Consider the following 23,852-nt stretch of genomic DNA (forward strand, 5'->3'; position numbering starts at 1 on the left):
GGCCGAGTCGAAACCCGGTGACGCGCAGGGAGACTCGAGCGGGCGCGACACCGGGTTTCGACTCGGGCTCGCGCTGGGCGCTCGCCCGGCTCAACCGGCGTATCTGCGAGGTCAGCCGGTGGCGAGGGCCTGGTCGAGGTCGGCGATCAGGTCGTCGACGTCCTCGATGCCGGTCGACAGGCGGATCAGGTCGGCGGGCACCTCCAGCTCGGTGCCGGCCACACTCGCGTGCGTCATCCGACCCGGGTGCTCGATCAGCGACTCGACACCGCCGAGCGACTCACCGAGCGTCCACACCTTCGTACGCCCCACGACGTCGAGAGCCCGGTCCACGCCGCCCTCGATCTGGAAGCTGACCATGCCGCCGAAGCGCTTCATCTGCTTCGCCGCGATGTCGTGGCCGGGGTGGGAGTCCAGACCCGGGTAGTGGATGTGCGTGACGTCCTTGCGCGACTGCAGGAACTCCACGACCTTCTCGGCGTTGTCGCTGTGCCGCTCCATCCGGACGGCGAGCGTCTTCAGGCCGCGCAGGGTGAGCCAGGAGTCCATCGGCCCGGCCACCGCGCCCATGGAGTTCTGGTGGAACGCGATCCGCTCGGCGGCGTCGGCGAGCTCGGGCACCGCGACGTCCTTCGCGACCACGACCGCACCACCGACGACGTCGGAGTGACCACCGCAGTACTTGGTCGTGGAGTGGACCACCACGTCGGCGCCGAGGGAGATCGGCTGCTGCAGGTAGGGCGAGGCGAAGGTGTTGTCGACGACGAGCAGGGCACCGGCCTCGTGGGCGATGTCGGCCAGGGCGGCGATGTCGGCGACACCGAGCATCGGGTTGGTCGGCGTCTCGACCCACACCATCTTGGTCACGCCCGGGCGGATCTCGCCGCGGACGGCGTCGGCCAGCCCGACCTTGGCGAGGCTGTGGTCGATGCCCCAGGCCTTCTGGACGGCGTTGATCAGCCGATACGTCCCGCCGTACGCATCGGTCGGCACGACCATGTGCTGGCCGGGCCGCAGCAGCGCCCGCATCACCGTGTCCTCACCGGCGAGCCCGGACGCGAACGCGAACCCGCGCGCGCCGCCCTCGAGCGCGGCGATGCAGGTCTCCAGCGCCGTACGGGTGGGGTTGGCCGAGCGGGAGTACTCGTACCCCTCGCGGAAGCCGCCGACGCCGTCCTGCTTGTACGTCGAGGTCTGGTAGATCGCGGGGACCACCGCGCCGGTACGGGGATCCGGCTCCGACCCCGCATGGATGGCGCGGGTGGAGAATCCGGTCTGCGACTGCTCTGTCATGGCGACCAGATTAGGCGGCGGCGGAGCGGCTGAGCAGAGCGCACCCGGTCATCGCGGAGGCGGCCGGTAGGCGCTGGTGCTGGCTGCCGCCGGCGCGAAACCGACGGAGCGGTAGACCCGGCCGGCGGGATTCTCCGAACCGGTGACGATCACCCACTCCTCGCACCCACGCTCGGCCGCCCATCGGGCCGCGACGCCCAGCAGGTGGGCCGCGAGCCCGCGCCGCCGGTGCGCCTCCTGGGTCCCGACGCTCTGGTACCGCGCGCGGCGACCGCAGCTCACGATTCCCAGGTCCGCCACCAGCACGCCGTCGGTGTCGAAGGCGCCGAACCAGGCACCCGTCCCGTCCTCGGACATGGCCCGCTGCGTGCGGACCTGGTCCTGGGAGAACCTCAGGAAGTCGTCCGGGTCGTGCACCCCTGAGATGTCGTTCTCCTCGACGTCCCGACGCAGGCGCTGGGACCAGTCGTCGTCACTGACCAGCGCACGGGCGAGGTACCCGTCGGCGAGCGGCGTCATCCGCGGGAGGGTGGAGGCGGTCAGCACCTCGTCCTGCTCCAGGTCAAGGCCGAGGCCGGTCCACGCCGTACGGTCGCCGGGCTCGCGGGTCAGCCCGATCGCCCGCCAGCCCGCGTGCGGGAAGGCGTCCTCGAAGACGCTCATCCAGCGCGCTGCGTCGTCGGCGGCGGCGGGCTCGGTCACGAGGACGAAGTTGCCCCAGTGGAAGCGCGGGTTGCCCGGCGTGGTCACCACCAGGTGATCGCCCCGGTCGTCGACGACCGCACCCTTCAGCGCCAGGATCGCCAGGTCGGTCGACCACCCGGCGGGCAGGTCACGGGACACGTGCCACTCCTCAGACCGCGAGGGCGGAGTCGAGCGCCTTCCAGTCGATCCCGGCCGGCGCGCGGTCGACGATCGTCTGCAGCAGCCCGAGCCGGGCTGCCCGGACGTCGGTGTCCTCCGCCATGACCAGCACGTCGTCGAAGAACACCGTCAGCGGCGCGACCAGCTGCGACGCGTCGCCCACCCAGGCGGGGATCCCGTCGGCCGCGTGGTCCGGCAGCACCGCGACCTTCTCGTGCAGGGCGACCTCGGCGGGCTCGGTGAGCCGTCCCGCGTCGTACGAGCCGGGTGTGCCGGCGGGCACGATGCGGGTGATCCGCTGCACTGCCTCGACGGTCGGGGCGAAGTCGTCCCGGCGGCGCACGGTGTCGATGTCCGCGAGCGCCTGCTCCGCCTGGCCGGGCGCGGTCGCGAGCGACTGCACCGCGGACACCAGACCGACGGCGACACCCTCGTCGCGCAGCGCCTGGCCGAAGCGGCCGGTCACGAACTCGGTGGCGGACTCGACGGCGTCGTCCTTGACCTCGACGCCCTGCTGGCGCAGCCGGTCGGCCGCCGCCTCCAGGCCGCGGTCGACGGTGAGCGAGGCGAGCGTCGGCTGCGCGCGCAGGATGCTCACGACGCCGAGGGCCGCACGCCGCAGGGCGAACGGGTCGGAGGAGCCGGTCGGCTTGGCCCCGAGTGCGAACATCGCCATCAGCAGGTCGAACCGGTCGGCGAGCGCGAGCAGGGCGCCCGGCCGTGACTCGGGTACGGCGTCGCCGGCCTGCCGGGGCAGCTCCATCTCCCACAGCGCTTGGGCGACCGGCTTCGGCTCGCCCGCGCGGGCGGCGTACTCGCGGGCCATCGTGCCGGCCAGGGACGAGAGCTCGACGACCATCTGGGAGGACAGGTCGAACTTGGCCAGCTCACCGGCCCGCGCCAGCGTCGCCTTCTCGTCGCCGTCCAGGCCGAGGTCGCCCGCCAGCGTCGTGGCGACGTCGCGGATGCGGTCGGCGCGGTCGGCCATCGAGCCGAGGCGGTCCTCGAAGGTCAGCCGGCTGATACCGGCCCGCAGGTCGGCGAGCGGCACCTTCAGGTCGGCGTCGTAGAAGAACGCCGCGTCCTCGTACCGCGCCCGCAGGACCGACTCGTTGCCGGCCCGGACCAGGTCGTCGTCGCAGTCGCCGTTGGCCATCGTCACGAAGTACGGCATGAGCGCGCCGGAGGCGTCCCGCACCGGCAGGTAGCGCTGGTGCTTGCGCATCACGGTGGTGAGGATCTGCTCGGGCAGCTCGAGGTACTTCGGGCCGAACGATCCGAGGATGCCGTGCGGCTGCTCGACCAGGTTGGTGATCTCGTCCACCAGTGCGGACTCGCCCTCGACGTCGACGGACCCGTCGACGGTGGCCGCCAGGGCGGTCGCCTGCTCGACGACCTGTTCGCGCCGGACCGCCGGGTCGAGCACCAGGCCGTGCGTCTCCAGGGTGTTGCGCATGTCGCGCGCGGCGGCCACCCCCACCAGCGGCGCCGCCGCCGTGCGGTGGACGTACGTCGTCCGGCCCGCGCGCAGCGACGACACCTCGACGGGGACGACGATCTCGCCCCACAGCGCCACGAGCCAGCGGATCGGCCGGCTGTAGGTGAGCTTCGGGTCGCTCCAGCGCATGTTCTTGTCGGCCCGCAGCCCGGTGACGACGCCCGAGATCAGCTCGGACGCGACCTCGAGCACGCCGCGACCCTCCTGGGTCACCCGCACGGCGACGTGCTCGGCACCGTCGAACTGCGCCCGGACGAGGTCGGCGGGGTCGACCTTCTGACCGCGCGCGAAGCCCTGGCAGGCCTTGGTCGGGTTGCCGTCGGCGTCGAACGCGGCCTCGACCTTCGGACCCTTGCGCAGCGTCTGCGCGTCCGGCTCGTGCGCGCTGAGGTCGCGGACGGTCGCGACGATGCGCCGCGGGGTACCGACGACCTCGATGTCGCCGTGGGTCAGCCGGGCGCCGGCGAGGCCGTCGACCAGCGCGGTGCGGACCTGCTCGATCGCCTGGACGACGACGTGCGGCGGCAGCTCCTCGACACCGACCTCGAGGGCCAGGTCCTGGGCGTCGGTCGGCAGCGCGGCGTGGTCGTCGTCCGCCTCGTCGGGCCGCGGCGGCAGCACGGCCGAGCCGACCTGGATCTTGGCGGGCTCGGACTTCATCAGCGGGAAGTCCAGCTCCGCACGCCGCTCGACCCACAGCCGGCCCACGTCGCGCGCGAGCCGGCGCATCAGCGAGAACGACTTCGCGCGCTCGGTCGTGGAGATCGCTCCGCGGGAGTCCAGGACGTTGAACGCGTGCGAGCTCTTGAGCACGTACGTCCACGCCGGCACCGGCAGCCGCGCGTCGATCAGGCGCTGCGCCTCGGTCGTGTAGTGCTCGAACAGGTCCTGGTTCGCGCCGACGTCCGCGTCGTCCAGGTAGTAGCGCGACATCTCGTACTCAACCTGCCCGAACACCTCGCCGTAGGTGATGCCGGGTGCGTACTGCATGTCCTTGAAGTGGGTGACGCCCTGCTGGGCCATCATGATCCGCTCGATGCCGTACGTGAGCTCGACACTCACCGGCTCGAGGTTCAGGCCGCTGACCTGCTGCATGTAGGTGAACTGGGTGACCTCCATGCCGTCCAGCCACACCTCCCAGCCCAGACCCCAGGCACCGATCGCCGGCTGCGCCCAGTTGTCCTCGACGAACCGGACGTCGTGGGCCTCCAGGTCGATCTCGAACGCCTCGCGCAGCGACTCCAGGTAGAGCTCCTGCGGGTTGCCCGGCTCGGGCTTGAGGATGACCTGGAACTGGGTGTGCGTCTGCAGGCGGTTGGGGTTCTCGCCGTACCGGCTGTCGTCGGGTCGCACCGACGGCTCGGCGTACGCCACCCGCCACGGCTCCGGCCCGAGCACCCGCATCACCGTGGCGGGGTTCATGGTTCCCGCGCCGACCTCGGTGTTGAACGGCTGGACGACCATGCAACCACGGTCGGTCCAGAACTTCTGCAGGCGGATGAGGGCGTCTTGCACGGTCAGCACCCGCCAAGGCTACCGGCGAGGCGGCGCCGTTCCCGACCGGTATCTCGGGGAGCGCTCCGCCTCGTGGAGCGCTGTCGGCCGCGGCACAGGGCGACGGCGGCCGGGCGTCGTCAGGACCGCCGCTCCCCCAGGGCGTCCAGCAGTGCGCGGTAGGTGATGTCCTCCTGGCCCTCCGGGCACTCGACCACCACCGCGGCCGGCCGCGACGGCACCAGCTCGATGAGCCGGTGTCGCATCTCCGACAGCGACTCGCGCCCGGCGTCGCCCACGCCGTCAGCGGCCAGTGTGTGCTCCGGCGCTGTGGCGGCGAGCGTACGTCCGGCGAACCGGTCCGCCAGCCGCTGCTCGCTGTCCATCAGCACGATCTCGTGGAACTGCGCGCCGCAGTCCTCGGCCGTCTGTTCCAGGGCCTCCAGAAAGGGCGGCCGGCCGAGGTACTGCGGGACGACGACGTCGTTACCGGCACCCAGGTGGGACGTTGCCAGCGCCAGGGCGAGGCGGCGCGCTGCGAGTCGTCCCTCGTCCGTCCGTGCGGTGGCGGCGCCGAGCAGGAGCCGGAGCCGGTCCAGGTCGAGGTTCAGCGACATGGGGTGGTCGTCGACGAAGCGCTGCGCCAGCGTGGACTTGCCGACGGCGGGCGGTCCGTTGAGAACGATCAACCGGGCCGTGGCGCCCATCTGCCGCTCCTCTCCTCGTCCGATCTCCGTCGTGGGCTGCCGGGCTCAGGTGAGCCGCTTCTCCCAGACCCGCAGGTGCCCCTCCTGCACGTACCCGAGCTCGGCGTTCACGGCGAGCATGTGTGTGTTGTCGTCGGCGTTCCAGGTCCGGACGCCGCGCACGTCCGGCAGCTCGTCCATCAGCTCCAGCGCGGCGCGAGCCTTCAGCCGCAGCCCCAGCCGGTTGCCGCGTGCCTCGCGCAGCACGAGGGTGTCCTGCTGGTAGGCGAGGGTGGGCGACTCGGCCGACACCTGCACCTGCGTGAAACCCACCAGCCGGTCGACGGACAGGTCCCGGGCGACCACGACCGCCAGGCGGCGCCCGGCGTCCAGCGCCCACTGCAGGTCGGCGCGGACGCGTTCGGCGTCCCAGTCCTCCTCCTCCAGCTGCAGGTCACCCTGGGGTGCGTCCGTGCTCATCCGCTGCTCCAGGACGGCGAGGTCGTCCAGCCAGGCCTCCGGTACGCCGTCCCAGCTCGCCTCGATCTCGAACGCGGCGGCGTCCTCGACGTCGGTGCTGGTGGCGAGGGTCTGGAGCTGGTGCCGGTCGGCCGGGAGCGCCATCCGGCTGCGGATCGTGGTCTGGCCGGCGGAGTAGCCGTGCCCGGCGGCGAAGCCCTCGCCGCTGTCGTCCTGCTGGCCGCTAGGCCACTCGGTGTCGACCTGGACGACCCGGCGGCCGTGCTCACGGACGGCCCGTTCGGCCTCCGCGAGCATTGCCGACCCGGCGCCGCGCCGGCGGGCGTCGGGGTGCACGGCCAGCATCACCAGCGCGAGCTCGGGGTTGTCGTGCAGCGGCTCTGCCAGGCTCAGCATCCCGACCACCCGGTCGTTCTCGACCGCGGCCAGGTCGGTGAACCGGTGGGTGATCCCGCGGCGGCGGCCCCGGATCTCCTGCGCGCTCCAGGCGCTGTGCTCCTCGCCGAAGATCGCCCGTCGCGCGGCCTCCTGCACCCGCAGCCACTCCTCGAACAGCTTCCGGTCGTCGGGCTCGTCGGAGAGGGGGTGCACGCGTCGCAGATCCACGCCGCCGACTCTGCCAGCCCCGCCCCGCCCGTCGCGACCACCTTCCCCACTCCCGTACCCCGCCTGCTCTCCCGCCCCCTCCGGCAAAAGCTGGCCGCGCGCACATGCGTGCGTGTGCCGGTCGCCACGATGTGCCGCCCTCCGGCAAAAGCTGGCCACGCGCACACGCATACCTATGCCGGTCGCCAACTTCTGCCGGCGTGTTTGGTCAGGTATCGGTACAGCGCAAGCCAAGAGACCGTAAAGTCAGCGGGCTTATCTCGTTCTGACACAAGGAGTTTCGTTGCACCGTTCGATCCGCCTGCTTGCTGCAGCATCCGTCGTCGCCGCTGCTGCCGTCACGCTGACGCCGCAGGCCGACGCCGCCACGTCGTCGCTGCAGTTCCGTACGTTCGTCGCCGACCAGCCCGGCGCCGACCTGCCGCTGTCGCAGTACAAGCTCAACCGCGAGTACATCACCGTCAAGAACACCTCCACCCGTTCGGTGAAGGTGGGCGGGTACCGCATCAGGGACAAGGCGAACCACACCTACGTCTTCCCGTCCGGCTACACCATCCGGGCCGGTTCGTCCGTGCGCGTCCACACGGGTCGGGGGACCAACACCTCGACCGACGTGTACTGGAAGCAGGGCTACTACGTCTGGAACAACACCGGCGACACGGCGTACCTGTCGACGCCCGGCGGTACCCGTCTGGACGTATGCACCTACTACAAGAACAGCTCCGGCAGGAAGTACTGCTGAGCCACCCGTGATCGTCAGCCCCTCCGCCGGGATGGCGGAGGGGCTGACGTGCGTTGAGCACAGTGTGAGACTTGAGGACATGATCTTCGGAAACGGTCGACGGACGACGATGGTGACGGAGCAGGACGCGCTGCCCGGCCGGCAGGAGACGCTGCCCGGCGTCCCCGACACCCACGAGGTCCTGGGCACGTCCATGCACGGCCCGTGGCCCGAGGGCACTCAGGTGATGTATGTCGCGATGGGCTGCTTCTGGGGCGCCGAGCGCATCTTCTGGCAGCAGCCGGGCGTCGTCACGACGGCGGTCGGTTACATGGGCGGCTACACGCCGAACCCCACGTACGAGGAGACCTGCACCGGGCGTACCGGTCACACCGAGGCCGTCCTGGTGGCGTACGACCCCGCCGCGACGACGCCCGAGCTGTTGCTGAAGCAGTTCTGGGAGAACCACGACCCGACGACCGCCAACCGTCAGGGCAACGACATCGGGGCCCAGTACCGCTCGGCGATCTACTGGACGACGCCTGAGCAGCAGCAGGCGGCCGAGGCGACCCGCGCGGCGTTCCAGCAGGTGCTGCAGGACAACGGCTTCGGCGAGATCTCGACCGAGATGCGTCCGGCGTCGGAGGCCGGTGAGTTCTACTACGCCGAGGGGTACCACCAGCAGTACCTGCACAAGAACCCCGGCGGCTACTGCAACCACGGCCCGAACGGCATGACCTGCCCGGTGGGTCTGGTGAAGCAGGACCAGCTACCCAGCCAGCAGTCCGTCCAGCCGCCACGGGGCTGAGGCGCCGCCGCGATCCGCGCGCAGCCGGACACGTTCAACGCCCGCGACGTCGACGCGCCGATGGCCGGCGTCCCGTCGAGCCGGTGACCGGGAGGCTCAGCCGTCGCCGTACGGCCGCTGAAACCCGTGACGCAGCTGCAGCACCACCGCCCAGACGAGGGCCCCGCATGCCACCACCATCAGGACGGCGATGACCAGCGCGCCGTCCCGTCCCCACGCCGCGGCCGCCACGATGGCGAGCACGAACGCCCCCACGGCGAGCGCGTGGGCGATCAGGCGCAGCCGCCATGTCGTCGGCAGGTTCCTCCACCAGGACATCGCTCACTCACCGTAGCCCGCGCCCGATGCCCCAGATCCGCGTCGTGGCCGCCGACTTTGTTTGGCACGGCAACCGGTGGGTAATCACCCGGATCCGGTGGTCGCCGGCAGTCGGTCGTCGTCCGCCGCGCAGAACCGCCGAGGGAGGCAGTCTGATGCCAGGACAGAGCAGACCCACCGTACGAGGCGCCCTGCTGCGAGGCGTCAAGGAGCTACCGCGGAACGCCGCCTGGGTCCTCTCGCAGGCCGCGCGCCCCGCGACCGCCACCAAGGACGCCGCGAGCGACGCCGGTGATGCGGTCGTCGACCGCGCTCGCCGTGCGGGCGCCGGGGTCATCGACGCCGTGCCGGGCACGGGCGACGCGGTGGGCACCCGCCTCCAGCGTGCTCGCGCCGCCTCGGAACGCGCCCACGAGGCGGAGGAGAAGGCCGTCCGGGCCGCCCAGGAGGCCAAGGCGCGCGCCGACGACGCGACGCAGGTGGCGGAGAACGACAAGGCGCGGCTGCGCGAGATCAAGCGGTCCCAGGCGGAGGACGTCAAGAAGCGGGTCGCCGAGGCGCGCGCTGCCGCTGACGAGCAGGTCGCGCAGGAGCGCGCGGCCGCCGAGGCCGACGCCGACCGTGTCCTGCGGGACGAGGAGGACCGGGCGCGGGCGCGGCTGGAGCGGGCGAGGTCGGAGGCCGACGACGCCCAGGCCGAGGCGCAGTCCCGCCTGGACGACGCCACCTCAGCACTCAAGGACGCGCGCAAGCTCGCGGACGAGGCGGCCCAGGCGGCTCGGGACGCGGCCGAGGAGGCACGTGCGCAGGCCGACCAGCTCGCCGCCCGTGCTCAGGGCGACGCCCAGGAGGCCGAGAAGCTGGTGGCCCAGGCCGAGAAGGTCCGCTCGGACACCGGCGGGACGGCCTCGGACGTCACGCGCGACCTGAGCAGCAACGGCCTACCGGTCGACTTCGACTCCGCCACGAAGGCCGAGCTGCTCGAGATCGCCGCGGCGCAGGACATCTCCGGTCGCACCACGATGTCCAAGGAGGACCTGGTCAAGGAGCTGAAGAAGTCCGCCCGCAAGCACTGATCGGACCAGGAGGTCTGCCATGGGACTGTTTCACCGCAAGAGCGCGTGGGAGCGGGTGACCGACCCGATCGCCTCAGCCGCACCGAAGGGATCCGGTGCTCGGTCGGGCCTCACCGCCGTCGGGACGACGGTGGCGCTGACGGTCGGGAGCGCCGTCGTGTCCGCGTACCGCCATCGAAAAGACTCGCAGTGAGAAAGCTGAGCCTGGTCGTGTTCGGCGCCGGCTACGTCCTGGGGACGAAGGCCGGACGGCAGAGGTACGACCAGATCGCCGCGGCGGCCCGGGCGGTGTCCACCCGGCTGGACGCGTACGCGAACGGGTCGAGCCGGGCCCAGGACGACGACCGGCGTGCGAGCCATGCCGCGGACGCCGAGCAGTAGCACCGGTTCGCGCGCGACCGTCGTCGACATCGCGCTCGTGGTCCGGCTGTTCCGGATGAGGCTGCTTCGCGTCGAGGGACGCGTCGCGCTGACCCCCACCTGGTCGACCGCCGCCCGCGACGGCTCGGACGGCTCCCCGGTCGTCGTGACGTCGACCCGCGCAGGGCGCGGACCGGACGTCGGCGTGCCGTCGTCCCCACGGCTCGCCGACGCCGTCCGCCTGCTCCGCGACGCGTCCCGCACTCTCGACGGGGCCGTCCTCCCGCCTGGTCGTCGGCTGAACGGTCGTTCTAGCCGTTCGACACCTGGTCGATGAACCGCGCGGATCGCTTCCGCAGGCCCTCGATGCGACGCTCGACCAGGCGCTGCCGGTCGGCGTCGTCGTCGCTGCCGACCTCCGAGACGGTCGGCTTCCGGCGGACGTTCTGGGAGCAGATCAGCTCGGTGCAGATCAGGGTGCCGATGGTGTTGCCGCGACGCCCGGACGCACCCGCGCGCCGCGCGATGTACATGCTGACGTCGTCGGTCACGACGACGTCCTCGCACCAGACGCACACCATGGCGCGGCGCCGCTCCGGTCGCGGAACGCTGCGCAGCAGCACACCCGCCGGCTCGCCGTCGCGCTCCAGGACGACGTACGCGAGCTGCGGGCGCTTGGCATCGCGCCAGCCCAGGTAGTCGAGGTTCTCCCAGTCGACGGCGTCGAGGTCCGGGAGGATCGCCTGGTTCGCCTCGCGGCGGGAGGCGTTGGTGAAGGACATACGAATCTGCTTGTCACTCAAGGGGTTCATGAATCAGCGCTTTCGGTCGCGCGGCGACCGCTGCGGCGCGGCAGCAGGCCACACCGCCCGAGCGGGCCGGTGGGAGATGCCGAGCAGCGGCCGTCCGGAGGACGTCACGTCGCCGCGAGGTGCCGCCGACGTGACTCAGGGAACGGGAGCCGTCGCGGCCGCCGAGCAGGCCGTCATGGCCGCCCCGCTTCCTGCGATGACGCCGTGCATCCGCTCGCTCCTCGATCCGTCCTGCTGGCCGGCGGCGCGCCGAGCCGCCGCAGCCGTCCAGTCTGGCTGACGTCGCGGGTCGTGTCATCTCGATTTCGCCGAAGCATCCGCGGCCGTCGCTCGCGGTACGGTCCGGACATGCGATCCGCCACCGGCGCCGTCGAGACCCACGTCCGGGCGTTCGACGACCTCTTCCCCCGATGACCGCGGCGTTCGACAGGGAGGTGCGGGTGCGTCGCGGCGACGTGGACCTGCACGCGCAGACGTGCGGGGACCACGGCGGGCCGGCGGTTGTCCTGCTGCACGGACTCGGCGGCTGGTACGGCGAGTGGACGCGCACCGCGGCAGCCCTGGCGCCCCGCCGACAGGTCGTCGCGTTCGACCAGCGCGGTCACGGTCTGAGCACGACGCGGCCGGTCGAAACGAGCCGGGGGGCCCACGCGGCCGACGTCGTCGCCGTGCTGGACGCGCTCGGGGTCGCACGCGCGACCCTCGTCGGGCAGTCGGCCGGAGGCCATACGGCACTGGTCACCGCCGCTACGTACCCGGACCGTGTCGAACGGCTGGTCCTGGTCGAGGCTGCCGTCGGTGGTGGCGACCTCACGGGCCACCAGGCGACGATCGAGTGGTTCCGGTCCTGGCCGGCGTCGATCGCCTCGGCTGACGAACTCGCGGACCTCCTCGGCTCGACAGCGGACGTCGCCGCCACCTGGTGGGACGGCCTGGCGTCCGCACCGAACGGCCGGCGCCCGCGCTGGGACCTCTCCGTCCTCGAAGCCGTGCTCACCGGCATCGGACACCGCGAGCACTGGGACGAGTGGGACGCCGTCCGCTGCCCGACCGCGCTCGTGCGTGGGACCCGGAGCGCGATCCCGGACGCCCAGGTCGCGCGGATGCTTCAGCGCTCAGGCGTCACGTTGCACCGCGTCGAAGCCGGTCACGACCTGCACCTGGAGAACCCGTCGTCGTGGCTCGACACCTTTGAGACCGTTCTGTCGATCTGACGCCGCCGAGGTCGCCGGTTACGCCTGATCGCTCAGTCAGCAAGGTTCGCGGCCACCGTCGCACCGAGCTCGTACGCGGCCTCGGTGGCCTTCTCCTCCAGATCCCCCATCACCTCGAGCACGTCGTACGCCTGCTGCCAGTTCAGCGCCCCGATGATCGACTGCACGGACCGGACGGCCCCGGTCAGGTCGTAGCGGCCGTGGACGTACAGCCCGTACGGCCGCCCGGACGTCGCGCCCTCGGTCGCATCGCCCGAGCCGTCCGGCGCGAGAGCCCCGCCGACCTGCAGGAACGTGGAGTCGAAGACGTGCTTGAGCGCGCCCGACATGTACCCGAAGTTCGCGGTCGTGCCGACGAGGTAGCCGTCCGCCTCGATGAGGGTGGTGTGGTCCGCGTCGCCGCGGGCCCAGTCCAGCGCCTCGCGGACCTCCACCTCCACGCCCGTGATCTCGGGGTCGCGAGCGCCTGCGACGACGGCGTCGGTGAGCGCCCGGAGCGCCCTCGTCGGCGAGTGGTGGATGACCAGCAGTCGCGTCATCCGGCCAGCCTAGGGACGCCGGTGGCAGGCTGGCCGCCGTGGACCCCGACGACTGGCCCCTCGCCCACCTGCGCCTGCGCTACGACGTCGTCGAGCTGAGGCCGGTCGCGGACGACGACCTCGGCGAGCTCGCCCGGCTGCTGCCGGACGACTTCGAGCACGACCCGCGCGCCGCGCTGCTTCCCTGGCTGGACCTCGCCGGCAACCGGCGCCGGCTGCTGCTCCAAAACGTGTGGCGCGCGCGAGGCACCTGGTCCTCGGACTCGTGGGTACTGCACCTGGTCGTCCTCCGCGACGGCCGCCGCGTCGGCGTCCAGACCCTGGAGGCGGACGACTTCCCCGGGGTCGCGACGGTCGACACGGCGTCCTGGCTGGTCCGCGAGGTCCGCGGCCGCGGTGTTGGTGTGGCCATGCGCAGTGCGGTGCTGGGACTGGCCTTCGACCACCTCGGCGCGGTCGCCGCCGTGACGTCTGCGCGCGAGGACAACCACGCCTCGCTCGGCGTCTCGCGGCGGGTGGGCTACACCGACAACGGGGTCAGCCTCAACGCGTCCGGCAGCGGACGCGCCGTGCTGCAGCACCTGCGGATGACCGCCGAGCAGTGGCGCGCGTCCGGCCGGGGCACCGGGGTAGAGGTCAGCGGGCTGGAGCCGTGTCGGCGGTGGTTCGGCGCGGCCACGCGATGAGGGCGGCGATGACCACGACGTACCAACCCACGAGGACGTCGCTGACCCAGTGGTTCCCGGTGCCGACCACCACGAGTGCGGTGATCACGGCGTGCGCGCTGCCGACCACTCTCAACCACACGCTGCGCGTGCACGCGAACGCCACGATCGCGACCCACAGCGCCCAGCCGGCGTGCAGTGACGGCATCGCCGCAAGCTCGTTCGTCATGCCACCGAGACCCTTGGGAGCGGAGGCGTCCGCACCCCACCAGCCCGCGGAGGCGTGCTGAGCCAGGACGTCGACGTATCCCATACCGGTGAGCCGCGGAGGCGCGGTCGGCAGCAGCAGGTACATGACCAGGCCGAGCACGGTCGCGATGACCAGCGCGCGCCGGGCCCGTACGTAGTGGGCGCCTCCCCGGCGGTAGAGCACGAGCAGGACCACCGCCGTGATGACGTAGTGCGCTGACGCGTAGTAGTAGCTGGCCAGCACCCCGACGACGTCGTGGGCGGCGAACCAGTGGCCGAGCCCGGACTCGCCGTCCAGGCCGACGGCCTTCTCCCAGTGCAGAATTCGCTGGGCGCGCGCCTGGGCATCGGTGAGGTCGTCGCTGGCGAGCAGCCGCGAGCCGCTGTACGCGACGTACAGCAGGGCGATGAGGCCCAGCTCGATCAGTCCAGGCCTGCGCCGTACCCATCCGATGGCCGCCTGCCCGGCGCCGGTCCGCGCAGCGGGTCTCTCGAGATGCCTGGTTGTCACACGATCACCATCCGTCCTGCTCCCCCGGCGTGCCATCGGGTGCAACCCCGACACCACCCCGGCGGGCCCCTGAGCTCACGGGCCCTGTCCCCAGGAAGGACCCCGGCAGGCGCCTGATACGTGACAGCAGCGACCCCCGTCGGAGATGGCCCGTGACCGCTCCCCGGCGCTGCCCCGTCGAACCAGCGCTGACCTGCCGCACGGTAGATAGTTTACCTGCCGACCGGTAGGCTAGGCAAAGACGTTTCGCAATCGGCTTCATGGGAGGGTGTGCGGACCATGGCCAGAGACACCAAGTCCGACATCTGCAGGGCCGCGATGGACGTGATCGCAGCGAAGGGTGTCGAGGGCGCAAGTCTGCGCGAGATCGCCGAGGCCGTCGGCATCACCAAGGCGTCGCTCTACTACCACTACGCGTCCAAGCAGGACCTCGTCAGCGCGCTCCTCATGCCGCTCGTGGACGACATGCGCAACGCGCTCGCCGGCCTGGACCAGCGGCCCTGGTCGCCGGCGGCCGTCCGCGTGGTGCTGTCCGACTTCATCGACGCGGTCATCCGGCACCGCGACGTGGGGGTGTGGCTCGCACGGGACATCGGGGCCCTCGCCTCGTTCGAGGACGTCCTCGGCGAGATCTTCGCTCTCACCGGCCGGCTCCACCACTGGCTGGCCGGCCCCGACCCGACGGTCGAGGACCGGATCCGCGCGGTGGCGGCGACCGAGGTGGTGGGCGGGGTCCTGTCCTCCACGCTCACGGTCTCCGACGCACCGGACCAGGTGCTGCGCAGCGTCCTGCTGGAGGCCTCGCTGGACGTCCTCAAGGCCACCAGTCGGGCGGGCGCAGCCTGAGCTGAGCAGCCCCGGCCGACTCAGTCGTCCGCGACGAGCGTGCCCGGGTTCATCACGCCCTGCGGGTCGAGCGTCTGCTTCACCGCTCGCAGCAGCCGGGTGCCGAGCACGCCGGTCTCCGCCTCCAGGTAGGGGCGGTGGTCCTTACCCACTGCGTGGTGGTGCGTGATGGTCCCCCCGGCCGCGACGATCACCTCGCTCGCCGCGGCCTTCACCCGCGACCACTGCCCGAGCGGGTCGGCGGCCTCCCGTGCCACGAACGTGAAGTAGAGCGAGCAGCCGGTCTCGTAGACGTGGGAGACGTGGCACTGCACCAGGCCGGGGGTACCCAGCTCCGCGAGCGCCGACCGGATCGCGGCACCCACCGCGTCGTACAGGTGCGGGACGTTCGACCACGACGTGGCCGTCTCGAGCGTCTCGACGAACACCTGGCGGTCCATCAGCTCGTCGCGCAGGTACGGCCCCGAGAACCGGCCCTGCCGCCACGCCTGCGCGATTCGGCCTGGCAGCCGCACGGCGCGCGAGGCGGTGAGCACGTTGGTGCACGCGCGGCGTCGCGCCCGGACGACCGTCGCGTTCGTGCCCTCCCAGACGAGGACGGCCAGGCAGGGCGTCGCCATCCGGCGCAGCCGCAGGTATCGGGCCAGCGCCTCTCCCGCCGGTCCCGCGAGAGCGAGTGACACGTCCGTCTCGTCCGGGTCCGAGATGCGGCACACCTGCGGCATCGTCGCCTTGCCCAGTGACTGGATCATCACCCGGAGCGTCTCGGCGGCCTCGTCCATGGACGCGAAAGCATAGGCAGCACAGGTGAACTCAGTAGGCTTGGCATGCACCTTGACGGTGGCCTCGGTGATGACTCCGAGCGACCCCTCACTGCCGACGACCAGGTCGAGCAGACCCGGCCCGGCCGCGCTGGCCGGGGCGCGGTGGTCGAGGACCAGCTCGCCCACCGGTGTGACGACGGTCGCGGCGAGGACGTTGTCGTCGATGCGGCCGTACCCGGTCGACGCCTGTCCCGCCGACCGCGTCGCCACGTACCCGCCGAAGGTCGCCTGCTGGTGGCTCTGCGGCAGGTGACCGAGCGAGAGGCCGTGCGCTGCGAGCAGCCGCTCGATGTCAGGCCCGCGGACGCCGGCCTGCAGGGTGGCGGTGTGGCTGATCGGGTCGACCCGGACCAGCCGGTCGAGGCGACGCAGGTCGAGGCTGACGGTCGGACCGCGCTTGGCGGACGGCGTCACGCCACCGACCACGCTGGTTCCTCCGCCGAACGGGATCACCGCGACACCGCGCTCCGCGCAGCACCGGATGACCCCGCCGACCTGCTCGGCGTCGGCGGGCACGACGACCGCGTCCGGCGCCCGGCTGCCGTCGCCGGTCCGCAGGCGGTACAGGTCGGGGTAGGACTTCCCGCCCGCGTGCTCCAGGCGGCTGCGCCGGTCCTGCAGGACACCGTTCGCGCCGACGACGGCACGCAGCGCCTCCAGCACCTCCCCCGGCAGCGCGGGCTCGGGCAGGCGGACGTCCTGCTCCGCCACCGGGCCGCCGGACGGCGCGTCGGGCAGCGCCCCGATCTCCTGGGCGAGACGGCTCAGCCCGGACGGCGGCAGCGCGTGCCGGGCGGCCGGGTCACCCCACCCGTGCCAGATGGAGCGACGGACGGACGCGGTCGTGATGTCGGACATGGCGGCATCATGGCAGTCCTGTTACACCGTGACAACATGTGTAACACTGTTACGCGTGCAGCGCAGTGCGAGTGACCCCCTCCTGGACGCCGTCGTCGCCGAGGTGATGGCGTACGGCGTCCGTCGCGCGACCGCCACGTCGGTCGCCCAGCGCGCCGGGGTGTCCCGGATGACCGTGCACCGCCGCGGCGGCCTCCAGCAGCTCCTGCTGGATGCGATCTCACGGGAGTTCGACCAGACGGTGCACGCCGTGGCCGGCCCGGAGTCCGGCGAGCCGGTACGGGCCCGACTGAGCGCGGGCGTCGCGAGCACCATCGCGACGCTCAACGCCTCTCCGCTCATCACGGCCCTGCACCGGCACGACCCCGAGCTGGTCGTGCCCTACCTCGTCGACCGGCTCGGGCACAGCCAGCAGACCGTCCTGGCGGTCCTCGTCGAGGCGATCCGGCTCGGCCAGGAGGACGGCTCGGTGCGCGAGGTCGACCCCGACCTCGCCGGTCACGTCCTGCTGATGGCCCTGCAGAACTTCGTCATCTCGGCCGGCATCATCCGGCAGGTCACCGACCCGCAGGCCGTGCTGCGCGAGGTGAGCGTCCTGGTCGACTCCTACCTCGCACCGGCGGCGACGTCGTGAGCGCGTCGCTCAACGCGCCGCAGCGGGCCCGCGCGCTGCGGCGCCTCGCGGAGGAGGAGATCGACGTCCTCGTCGTCGGCGGCGGCGTGACCGGTGCCGGCATCGCGCTGGACGCCGCGACCCGTGGCTGGCGGACGGTTCTCGTCGAGCGGCACGACCTCGCCTGCGGCACGAGCCGGTGGAGCTCCAAGCTCGTCCACGGCGGCCTGCGTTACCTGAGCCGTCTGCAGCTCGGCATCGCCCGGGAGTCGGCCGTCGAGCGGCACCACCTCCTGACCGCGATCGCGCCGCACCTGGTCCGACCGGCCCGCACCCTCGTCCCGTTCACCGCCGACGCCCCACGCCGGTCCGACCTCGCGCTGGCCGCGGGCATCCGGGTCGCCGACGGGTTGCGTCTCGCGGCGCGGACCCCGGCGCGGGTCCTCCCCGGGCCGTACCGGGTCACGGCTCACGAGGCCTGCTCACTGACGCCCGCCCTCGCCGAGCCCGGCCTCCGGGGCGGAGTCGTGTACAGCGACGGTCAGCTCGAGGACGACGCTCGGCTGGTCGTCGCGGTCGCCCGGACTGCGGCGGCGCACGGCGCCGACGTGATCACGCGGGCCGGCGCGCGCGACCTCACCGGCACCACGGCGGTCGTGACCGACGAGCTGACCGGCGAGCGGACGGACGTCCGCGCACGCGTCGTCGTCAACGCCACGGGCGCGTGGGCCGCCGACCTGGACCCGCGGCTCGCCCTCACACCGAGCCGTGGCTCGCACCTGGTGGTCCGCTCGAGCGCACTCGGGCACCCGACGGCGACGCTCAGCGCTCCCGTGCCGGGCGAGTTCGGCCGGTTCGTCATCGCGATCCCGCAGCCGGACGGCCTCACCTACATCGGACTGACCGACGAGCCGGCGCCCGACGCCGACCCGGAGGCGCCACCCGTACCTCCGTCCGACGAGACGTTCCTGCTGAGCACGCTGAACCGGCTCCTGGCGACGCCCCTGACTGCAGCGGACGTCGTGGGCCGGTTCGCCGGGCTGCGGCCGCTGGTCGGCGGCGGCGACCGCGTCACCGCCGACATCTCCCGGCGCCATCTGCTGCTCGACGAGCCGGACGGACCGGTGACCATCGTGGGCGGCAAGCTCACCACGTACCGCCGGATGGCTCAGGACACCGTCGACGCGGTCGGGCGACGGCTTGGGTCCGAGCGCCCGTGCGTCACGGCCGATCTCGGGCTGGTGGGTTCTGCGGATCGCGTTGCCTTGCAACGGGTTGCGGCACCGACACGTCTCGTACGCCGCTACGGCACAGAGGCTCCTGCGGTCGATGCCCTCGCCCGGCGTCACCCCGAGCTCGCCCGGCCCGTGGCCGACGGTTCCCCCACGATCGGCGCCGAGCTGCTCTTCGGGGTCCTGCACGAGGCCGCCTTGGACACGGCGGACCTGGTCGAGCGTCGTACGCGCGTGTCGATGGTCGACGCCGACGTCGCGCCCGCCCGCGAGGCCGCCTCGGCGGTGCTCGACCTCGCCGCGACGACCGCCGGGTGAGCGCCCTGCACGGCGAGCGAACACCCCTCGTTAGGGTCGTCGCATGAAGCTGACGACCGAGCTGGAGAAGGCCTTCAACGAGCAGATCACGCTGGAGCTCGAGGCGTCCATCGTCTACCGCCAGCTGGCCATCGAGGTGGAGATCCGCGACCTGCCGGGCATGGCCGCCTGGCTGCGCCACCAGGCCGACGAGGAGATCGTGCACGCCAACAAGTTCATCGACCACGTCACCGACCGCGACAACCGTCCGGTGATCGGCGCCGTCCCCGGGCCCGAGGTCGCTGTGTCGTCCGTCCTGGACGTCTTCCGGGTCGCGCTCGAGCACGAGCGCCGGGTGTCGGAGTCGATCCGCGAGCTGTACCGCCGCACCGACGCCGCCGGTGATCTGGACTCCCGCCCGCTGCTGAACTGGTTCCTCAGCGAGCAGATCGAGGAGGAGTCCACGGTGAGCGAGATCGTCGGGCGGATCGAGCTGATCGGCGACGACGGCCCCGGCCTGCTGCGCCTGGACGAGGAGCTGGGTCAGCGACCGGCCCGCGGCACCGAGAACGCCGCCTGACGACGACCCCGATGCCCCGCCCCCTTCGCCGGGTGGCGGGGCGTTGCCGTACTCATGACCGAGCGCGCCACTCCTGCTCGAGGATCGCCATGTCGTGGTCGTCGATCCAGTCGTCGTCGAAGCGGAACGACTCGCGGCGGGTGCCCTCGAGGACGAACCCCACCTTCTCGTAGACCCGCCGTGCGCGCGGGTTGAAGTCGAACACGCTGAGGCTCATCCGGTGCATCCCGAGACGGCTGAACCCGTGGTCGACGATCATCCGGCACGCCTCCGTCCCCAGCCCGCGGTCTCGCCCGCCGGGCCCGATGAGGGTGCGGAAGTTGCAGGAGCGGTTGTCGCGGTCCAGCTCGTTCAGGACGACCTCGCCCACGACGAGGTCCCGCTCACGGTCGACAACGGCCAGGTCCAGTCGGTCCGGCGCCTGCGCCCGCGTGAGGTACCACTCACGAGTCCGGTCGTCGATCTCCGGCGTCGCCGCCATGGCCTCCGCCGTCGTCGTGACGCTGCCGGTGAGGCGCCCGATCTCCGGGTCGGCGAGGATGCGCGCGACGACCGGCAGGTCCTCCTCGACGAACGGCCGGAGGAGCACTCGCGGGCCCTGCAGCGTGGGCTTGTCCAGCCATCGGTCCTGTTCGCTCATGCGGGCATCCCATCTGCAGCGCCCTCCGCCGTCGATCTGATTTCGGCCGGCCCTCGGCGACCCCCACCCTCGCGAAGATCGACTGTCCGACACCCCATGGAGTGCCGGACAGTCGACCTTCGCCGAGCTCCGACCGCCGAGCGCCGAGCGCCGAGCGCCGTCAGCTGTTGGGTCGCACGAACGGGAACGCCAGCGTGGCGCGGATGCTCGCACCCGTCAGCATCATCACGGCACGGTCGACGCCCAGACCGAGCCCACCGGTCGGCGGCATCGCGTACTCCAGCGCCGCGAGGAACGACTCGTCCAGCTGCATCGCCTCGGGGTCACCGGCGGCGGCCGCCATCGACTGCGCCGTGAGCCGGCGACGCTGGTCGACGGGGTCGGTCAGCTCGCTGTACGCCGTCCCGATCTCGGCCCCGAAGGCGACCAGGTCCCACCGCTCGGCGAGGTTCGGGTCGTCCCGGTGGCGTCGGGTCAGTGGCGAGGTGTCGAGCGGGAAGTCGGTGTAGAACGTCGGGAACGTCGTCTGCTTCTCCACCAGCGCCTCGTACAGCTCCACCACCAGCTGCCCGGCGGAAGCAGCGGGCGCGACGCTCACGTCGTGGGCCCGGCACACCTCGGCGACCTCCTCCCGTGATGAGGACGAGGTCAGCGGTACGCCGGTGGCCCGGCCGACCGCGTCGTGCACCGTGATCACCGGCCAGTCGGGCGACAGGTCGACGTCACCGTCCGGGCGGCGCGCGACCGGCCGGCCGTTGACGGCCGTCGCGACCTCCAGCAGGACGTCGCGGGTGAGCTCGCGCATGACGTCGTAGTCCGCATACGCCTGGTACGCCTCGAGCGAGGTGAACTCCGGGTTGTGCGTGGCATCGACGCCCTCGTTGCGGAAGTTGCGGCCGAGCTCGAAGACCCGCTGCATCCCGCCGATGCACAGCCGCTTCAGGTAGAGCTCCGGCGCGATGCGCAGGTAGAGGTCCATGTCGTAGGCGTTGATGTGCGTCCGGAAAGGCCGCGCGGCGGCCCCGCCGTGCACAGCCTGCAGGATCGGCGTCTCCACCTCGGTGAAGTCCCTGCTGCCGAACGCCTCGCGCATGGCCCGGACGCCTGCGGACCGGCGCCGGAGCATGTCCACCGAGTCGGGCGTGACGATGAGGTCGAGAGCGCGCTGCCGCACCCGGACGTCGTCGGCGAGGGTCGCGCGCAGGTCCGGGACGGGGCTCAGGCACTTGCCGGCGAGGTCCCAGTCCTGCAGCAGCACCGACAGCTCGCCGGTACGTGAGGTCGCCACCGACCCGGTGACGCTGACGATGTCACCGAGGTCCACCATCCGGCGCCACTGCTCGCGCGGACGCGCCGGCGTCTCCGCGGAGGTCGCCATCACCTGGATCCGCTCGCCCTCGTCCTCCAGCACGGCGAAGGTCACGCCGCCCAGGTCACGCAGCGCCCGCACTCGTCCCGCCACGGACACCACGTTCTCGGTCCGGACGTCGGTCCCGAGCCCGGCGTGAGCGCACCTGATCTCGGCTACCCGGTGCGTGCGGGGCACGCCCACCGGGTAGCCGTCCTCACCGTCCTTCTCCCAGCGCGTCAGCTTGTCCCGGCGGACGCGCTGCTGCTCCGTGAGCGTCGCGATCGGCGCGGCCGGCGAGAGCAGCTGTGCCTCCTGCGCCCGGACGCGGTCGACGAAGTCCGGCTCCGGCCGAGGTGGCTGGGTGTCCGAGACCCGTGGGCCGACCAGGAAGCGAGGCCCGACCAGCGGCAGGAAGCCCTCAGCAACACCCATCGCGATCCCGGCCCGCGCGACGGTCAGGGCGGGGTCGTAGCAGAGCAGCCGGGGCACCCACTGCGGCTGGTACTTGTCGTTGGAGCGGTACAGCGTCTCCAGCTGGTAGAAGCGGGACACGAATGACAGGAAGGCGTCGGTCGCCTTCGTGACGGGGCCGGCGCCGACCTGGTCGGCGCTGCTGAACACGTTGCGGAAGACGGCGAAGTTGAGCGAGATGCGTCGTACGCCGATCGCTCCGGCGCCGTCGACGAGCTGGCTGACGAGGTACTCGTTCAGGCCGTTCTCGGCCGCCCGGTCACGGCGCATGAGGTCCAGCGACAGTCCGCGGGAACCCCACGGCACGAAGGACAGGAAGCCCCTGATCTGCCCGTCGCGGTCGTGCGCGGTGATCAGCACGCACCGCCCGTCGGCCGGGTCACCGAGCCGGTTGAGCGCCATGGAGAAGCCGCGCTCGATCTCCTCGCCGCGCCACTGCTCGGCGAGCTCACCGATCTCGGCCAGCTCGGCCGGCGACAGATCGGCGTGATGCCTGATCCGGGTGGTGTAGCCGGCGCGGGAAATGCGCGTGACGGCCTGCCGGACAGGACGCATCGACCGCCCACGCAGCCGGAACCGGTCGATCTCGATGATCGCCTCGTCGCCGAGAGCGAAGGCGCGCAGTCCCGCCGCGACGTACTCCCTGGTGCCCTCCTCGCTCGAGGACAGCACCGCCGCGTACCAGCCGTGCAGCCGGCACTCCGCCAGCCAGACCTGGATCGCCGCGTCCCAGGAGCTGCGCCGGCCGATCGGATCCGCACTGGCGACACTGACGCTGCCTTCGACGCGGTAGGTGACCGCGGCCCGCTGGTCGGGCGAGAAGACGACGCTCTTGTCACGCCGCGTCGCGAAGTATCCGAGCGAGTCGCCCTCGCCGTGCTCGAGGAGAAGCCGTCGCACGGCCAGCTCCTCGTCGGCGTCCTGGTGCTGGGCTGCTCGGCCGGCGCGCCAGAAGACCAGGATCGCCAGGACCAGCGCGCCGGCCGAGATCACACCCGCCACCTGGTAGATCCAGTGGTGCCCGAGGTGCCCGTGGAATCCGGGCTCGTCGGGCGGGGTGCTGATGCCGAACGTCGACCGCACCGACCAGGCGACCTTCTCGACCGGTCCGTTCAGCGTCCGTGGGAGCAGGAAGGTCAGGGCCGTGGTGACAGCGGCACTCAGGACGAGCCCCGCGGCCAGGACGGCGATCGCGGCGCGACGCGCGCCGGGCGCGAGCCGCGCCGTGAACGCCGGGTAGGACCAGACCACCAGTCCGAGGACGACCAGGCCGGCGGCGAGAGCGAGGATGTTCAGGGGCAGCTCGTTGCGCCAGTCCCACCAGACCCGGGCGAAGCCGTGGTACGGATTGCCCGGGAAGCCGGGATGGTGCGCGACCTTGGCGATCCAGCGGATCTGCTCGGCGATCGACAGCGCCATCACGACGACCGTGACCACGTGCGCGACCCGGAACCGGCGACGCACCGCCCCGGACAGCGCCAGCAGCAGCGCGACGACGAACAGGCTCGGCTCGGCCGGCACGTTGAGCATCTCGAAGACGTCCACGATCACCGTCGGGATGCCGCGGTGCTTGAACAGCAGGCTGATCAGAGCCCAGACGGCGGCCAGCAGCAGCACCCGGCCGAGCCAGATGGCCACCCGCTCCCGTGGGTCGCGAGGCGCCCTGGTCCGGTCGGCGGATCCCCCGCCGTACGGGCGGAACGAGCCCTTCAGGGCCTGCATCATCGTCACAACTCCTGACAGGCGTTCGTCGCGCAGTGAGAGCCATGATGGACGAACCATCTGTACGCCGGGTGAGTTTCGTTCGACAAAGCCGGCCGGCCCTGCGCAGTCCCGGATCGTGGGAAACAGAAAAGGCCAGCACATGTGTGCTGGCCTTTTCTGAATGTATGTCCGGCGGTGTCCTACTCTCCCACACCGTTCCCAGTGCAGTACCATCGGCGCTG

23 protein-coding genes are annotated in these 23,852 nt (G+C 71.9%); 11 read left to right on the forward strand and 12 right to left on the reverse strand.

Annotation, left to right across the window (positions count from 1 at the left end; translation table 11 throughout):
- Window positions 1–111: 111 nt before the first annotated feature.
- The 5 genes from P4R38_RS17605 to P4R38_RS17625 form a co-directional block, all read right to left on the reverse strand.
- Entirely contained in the window at window positions 112–1,293 is a 1,182-nt protein-coding gene (locus tag P4R38_RS17605; RefSeq protein WP_277193299.1) for a cystathionine gamma-synthase, read from the reverse strand.
- A 48-nt stretch (window positions 1,294–1,341) separates the two neighbouring features.
- A complete protein-coding gene (locus tag P4R38_RS17610; RefSeq protein WP_277193300.1) occupies window positions 1,342–2,136 on the reverse strand; it encodes a GNAT family N-acetyltransferase in 795 nt (264 codons plus the stop codon).
- 10 nt (window positions 2,137–2,146) lie between these two features.
- On the reverse strand, window positions 2,147–5,179 hold the full coding sequence (locus P4R38_RS17615) for a glycine--tRNA ligase (RefSeq protein ID WP_277193301.1): 3,033 nt from the start codon (window positions 5,177–5,179) through the stop codon (window positions 2,147–2,149).
- Window positions 5,180–5,289: 110 nt separating this feature from the next.
- Entirely contained in the window at window positions 5,290–5,856 is a 567-nt protein-coding gene (locus P4R38_RS17620; RefSeq protein ID WP_277193302.1) for an AAA family ATPase, read from the reverse strand.
- 45 nt (window positions 5,857–5,901) lie between these two features.
- The gene (locus P4R38_RS17625; protein WP_277193303.1) at window positions 5,902–6,921 is read right to left on the reverse strand and encodes a GNAT family N-acetyltransferase; all 1,020 of its coding nucleotides are present in this window, start codon (window positions 6,919–6,921) and stop codon (window positions 5,902–5,904) included.
- Between the two features lie 283 nt (window positions 6,922–7,204).
- On the opposite strand from P4R38_RS17625, the gene P4R38_RS17630 reads away from it, so the two are divergent.
- Together P4R38_RS17630 and msrA are read left to right on the forward strand one after the other, a co-directional pair.
- Window positions 7,205–7,663 carry a lamin tail domain-containing protein gene (locus P4R38_RS17630; protein ID WP_277193304.1) on the forward strand — a complete coding sequence of 153 codons (459 nt, stop codon included), beginning with the start codon at window positions 7,205–7,207 and terminating at the stop codon, window positions 7,661–7,663.
- A gap of 79 nt (window positions 7,664–7,742) precedes the next feature.
- On the forward strand, window positions 7,743–8,450 hold the full coding sequence (gene msrA / locus P4R38_RS17635) for a peptide-methionine (S)-S-oxide reductase MsrA (protein WP_277193305.1): 708 nt from the start codon (window positions 7,743–7,745) through the stop codon (window positions 8,448–8,450).
- A 96-nt stretch (window positions 8,451–8,546) separates the two neighbouring features.
- Here msrA and P4R38_RS17640 read toward each other — a convergent pair whose 3' ends face one another.
- Window positions 8,547–8,768, reverse strand: a complete 222-nt coding sequence (locus P4R38_RS17640; protein WP_277193306.1) for a hypothetical protein — start codon at window positions 8,766–8,768, stop codon at window positions 8,547–8,549.
- Window positions 8,769–8,923: 155 nt separating this feature from the next.
- On the opposite strand from P4R38_RS17640, the gene P4R38_RS17645 reads away from it, so the two are divergent.
- The 3 genes from P4R38_RS17645 to P4R38_RS17655 are packed head-to-tail and all read left to right on the forward strand — an operon-like array spanning window position 8,924 to window position 10,225.
- A complete protein-coding gene (locus tag P4R38_RS17645) occupies window positions 8,924–9,844 on the forward strand; it encodes a hypothetical protein (protein ID WP_277193307.1) in 921 nt (306 codons plus the stop codon).
- 19 nt (window positions 9,845–9,863) lie between these two features.
- On the forward strand, window positions 9,864–10,037 hold the full coding sequence (locus P4R38_RS17650) for a hypothetical protein (protein WP_275236810.1): 174 nt from the start codon (window positions 9,864–9,866) through the stop codon (window positions 10,035–10,037).
- On the forward strand, window positions 10,034–10,225 hold the full coding sequence (locus P4R38_RS17655) for a hypothetical protein (protein ID WP_277193308.1): 192 nt from the start codon (window positions 10,034–10,036) through the stop codon (window positions 10,223–10,225). The genes P4R38_RS17650 and P4R38_RS17655 overlap by 4 nt, the downstream gene beginning before the upstream one ends.
- Window positions 10,226–10,515: 290 nt before the next feature.
- Here P4R38_RS17655 and P4R38_RS17660 read toward each other — a convergent pair whose 3' ends face one another.
- Window positions 10,516–10,986, reverse strand: a complete 471-nt coding sequence (locus P4R38_RS17660) for an FBP domain-containing protein (RefSeq protein ID WP_346770770.1) — start codon at window positions 10,984–10,986, stop codon at window positions 10,516–10,518.
- 470 nt (window positions 10,987–11,456) lie between these two features.
- Between P4R38_RS17660 and P4R38_RS17665 the strand changes: the two genes are divergently transcribed.
- On the forward strand, window positions 11,457–12,230 hold the full coding sequence (locus P4R38_RS17665; RefSeq protein ID WP_277193310.1) for an alpha/beta fold hydrolase: 774 nt from the start codon (window positions 11,457–11,459) through the stop codon (window positions 12,228–12,230).
- 32 nt (window positions 12,231–12,262) lie between these two features.
- On the opposite strand, the gene P4R38_RS17670 is transcribed toward P4R38_RS17665, so the two are convergent.
- Window positions 12,263–12,769, reverse strand: a complete 507-nt coding sequence (locus tag P4R38_RS17670) for a flavodoxin family protein (protein ID WP_277193311.1) — start codon at window positions 12,767–12,769, stop codon at window positions 12,263–12,265.
- A 38-nt stretch (window positions 12,770–12,807) separates the two neighbouring features.
- Between P4R38_RS17670 and P4R38_RS17675 the strand changes: the two genes are divergently transcribed.
- Window positions 12,808–13,455, forward strand: coding sequence for a GNAT family N-acetyltransferase (locus P4R38_RS17675; RefSeq protein ID WP_277193312.1), 648 nt, complete (start codon window positions 12,808–12,810; stop codon window positions 13,453–13,455).
- Here the strand turns inward: P4R38_RS17675 and P4R38_RS17680 are convergent.
- A complete protein-coding gene (locus P4R38_RS17680; RefSeq protein WP_277193313.1) occupies window positions 13,406–14,194 on the reverse strand; it encodes a phosphatase PAP2 family protein in 789 nt (262 codons plus the stop codon). The genes P4R38_RS17675 and P4R38_RS17680 overlap by 50 nt on opposite strands.
- Before the next feature lie 279 nt (window positions 14,195–14,473).
- On the opposite strand from P4R38_RS17680, the gene P4R38_RS17685 reads away from it, so the two are divergent.
- Window positions 14,474–15,040 (forward strand): TetR/AcrR family transcriptional regulator, encoded by a 567-nt coding sequence (locus P4R38_RS17685; protein WP_277193314.1) that lies wholly within the window; start codon window positions 14,474–14,476, stop codon window positions 15,038–15,040.
- Between the two features lie 20 nt (window positions 15,041–15,060).
- Here P4R38_RS17685 and P4R38_RS17690 read toward each other — a convergent pair whose 3' ends face one another.
- Complete coding sequence (locus tag P4R38_RS17690; protein ID WP_277193315.1) at window positions 15,061–16,722, reverse strand: FAD-binding oxidoreductase; 1,662 nt, start codon at window positions 16,720–16,722, stop codon at window positions 15,061–15,063.
- Between the two features lie 55 nt (window positions 16,723–16,777).
- Between P4R38_RS17690 and P4R38_RS17695 the strand changes: the two genes are divergently transcribed.
- Genes P4R38_RS17695 through P4R38_RS17705 form a run of 3 tightly spaced genes read left to right on the forward strand, consistent with a single transcriptional unit; the run spans window position 16,778 to window position 19,444 of the window.
- Entirely contained in the window at window positions 16,778–17,356 is a 579-nt protein-coding gene (locus P4R38_RS17695; protein WP_277193316.1) for a TetR/AcrR family transcriptional regulator, read from the forward strand.
- A complete protein-coding gene (locus tag P4R38_RS17700) occupies window positions 17,353–18,885 on the forward strand; it encodes a glycerol-3-phosphate dehydrogenase/oxidase (protein ID WP_277193317.1) in 1,533 nt (510 codons plus the stop codon). The genes P4R38_RS17695 and P4R38_RS17700 overlap by 4 nt, the downstream gene beginning before the upstream one ends.
- A 43-nt stretch (window positions 18,886–18,928) precedes the next feature.
- On the forward strand, window positions 18,929–19,444 hold the full coding sequence (locus tag P4R38_RS17705; RefSeq protein WP_277193318.1) for a ferritin: 516 nt from the start codon (window positions 18,929–18,931) through the stop codon (window positions 19,442–19,444).
- Between the two features lie 52 nt (window positions 19,445–19,496).
- Here the strand turns inward: P4R38_RS17705 and P4R38_RS17710 are convergent, their stop codons facing one another.
- Window positions 19,497–20,084 carry a GNAT family N-acetyltransferase gene (locus tag P4R38_RS17710; RefSeq protein WP_277193319.1) on the reverse strand — a complete coding sequence of 196 codons (588 nt, stop codon included), beginning with the start codon at window positions 20,082–20,084 and terminating at the stop codon, window positions 19,497–19,499.
- Window positions 20,085–20,244: 160 nt separating this feature from the next.
- Window positions 20,245–23,631 (reverse strand): bifunctional lysylphosphatidylglycerol synthetase/lysine--tRNA ligase LysX, encoded by a 3,387-nt coding sequence (gene lysX, locus P4R38_RS17715; protein ID WP_277193320.1) that lies wholly within the window; start codon window positions 23,629–23,631, stop codon window positions 20,245–20,247.
- Window positions 23,632–23,852 lie beyond the last annotated feature (221 nt).

Origin of the sequence: Luteipulveratus flavus, from assembly GCF_029439465.1 — a bacterium.
In the GTDB taxonomy this organism is placed as follows: domain Bacteria; phylum Actinomycetota; class Actinomycetes; order Actinomycetales; family Dermatophilaceae; genus Luteipulveratus; species Luteipulveratus flavus.

What these genes read in the sequence shown, in the direction of transcription:
- P4R38_RS17660 (WP_346770770.1), bottom strand. Translation starts at nt 10,986, where the DNA reads ATGTCCTTCACCAACGCCTCCCGCCGCGAGGCGAACCAGGCGATCCTC.
- P4R38_RS17670 (WP_277193311.1), bottom strand. Translation starts at nt 12,769, where the DNA reads ATGACGCGACTGCTGGTCATCCACCACTCGCCGACGAGGGCGCTCCGG.
- P4R38_RS17710 (WP_277193319.1), bottom strand. Translation starts at nt 20,084, where the DNA reads ATGAGCGAACAGGACCGATGGCTGGACAAGCCCACGCTGCAGGGCCCG.
- P4R38_RS17690 (WP_277193315.1), bottom strand. Translation starts at nt 16,722, where the DNA reads ATGTCCGACATCACGACCGCGTCCGTCCGTCGCTCCATCTGGCACGGG.
- msrA (WP_277193305.1), top strand. Translation starts at nt 7,743, where the DNA reads ATGATCTTCGGAAACGGTCGACGGACGACGATGGTGACGGAGCAGGAC.
- P4R38_RS17605 (WP_277193299.1), bottom strand. Translation starts at nt 1,293, where the DNA reads ATGACAGAGCAGTCGCAGACCGGATTCTCCACCCGCGCCATCCATGCG.
- lysX (WP_277193320.1), bottom strand. Translation starts at nt 23,631, where the DNA reads ATGATGCAGGCCCTGAAGGGCTCGTTCCGCCCGTACGGCGGGGGATCC.
- P4R38_RS17705 (WP_277193318.1), top strand. Translation starts at nt 18,929, where the DNA reads ATGAAGCTGACGACCGAGCTGGAGAAGGCCTTCAACGAGCAGATCACG.
- P4R38_RS17650 (WP_275236810.1), top strand. Translation starts at nt 9,864, where the DNA reads ATGGGACTGTTTCACCGCAAGAGCGCGTGGGAGCGGGTGACCGACCCG.
- P4R38_RS17685 (WP_277193314.1), top strand. Translation starts at nt 14,474, where the DNA reads ATGGCCAGAGACACCAAGTCCGACATCTGCAGGGCCGCGATGGACGTG.
- P4R38_RS17620 (WP_277193302.1), bottom strand. Translation starts at nt 5,856, where the DNA reads ATGGGCGCCACGGCCCGGTTGATCGTTCTCAACGGACCGCCCGCCGTC.
- P4R38_RS17640 (WP_277193306.1), bottom strand. Translation starts at nt 8,768, where the DNA reads ATGTCCTGGTGGAGGAACCTGCCGACGACATGGCGGCTGCGCCTGATC.
- P4R38_RS17645 (WP_277193307.1), top strand. Translation starts at nt 8,924, where the DNA reads ATGCCAGGACAGAGCAGACCCACCGTACGAGGCGCCCTGCTGCGAGGC.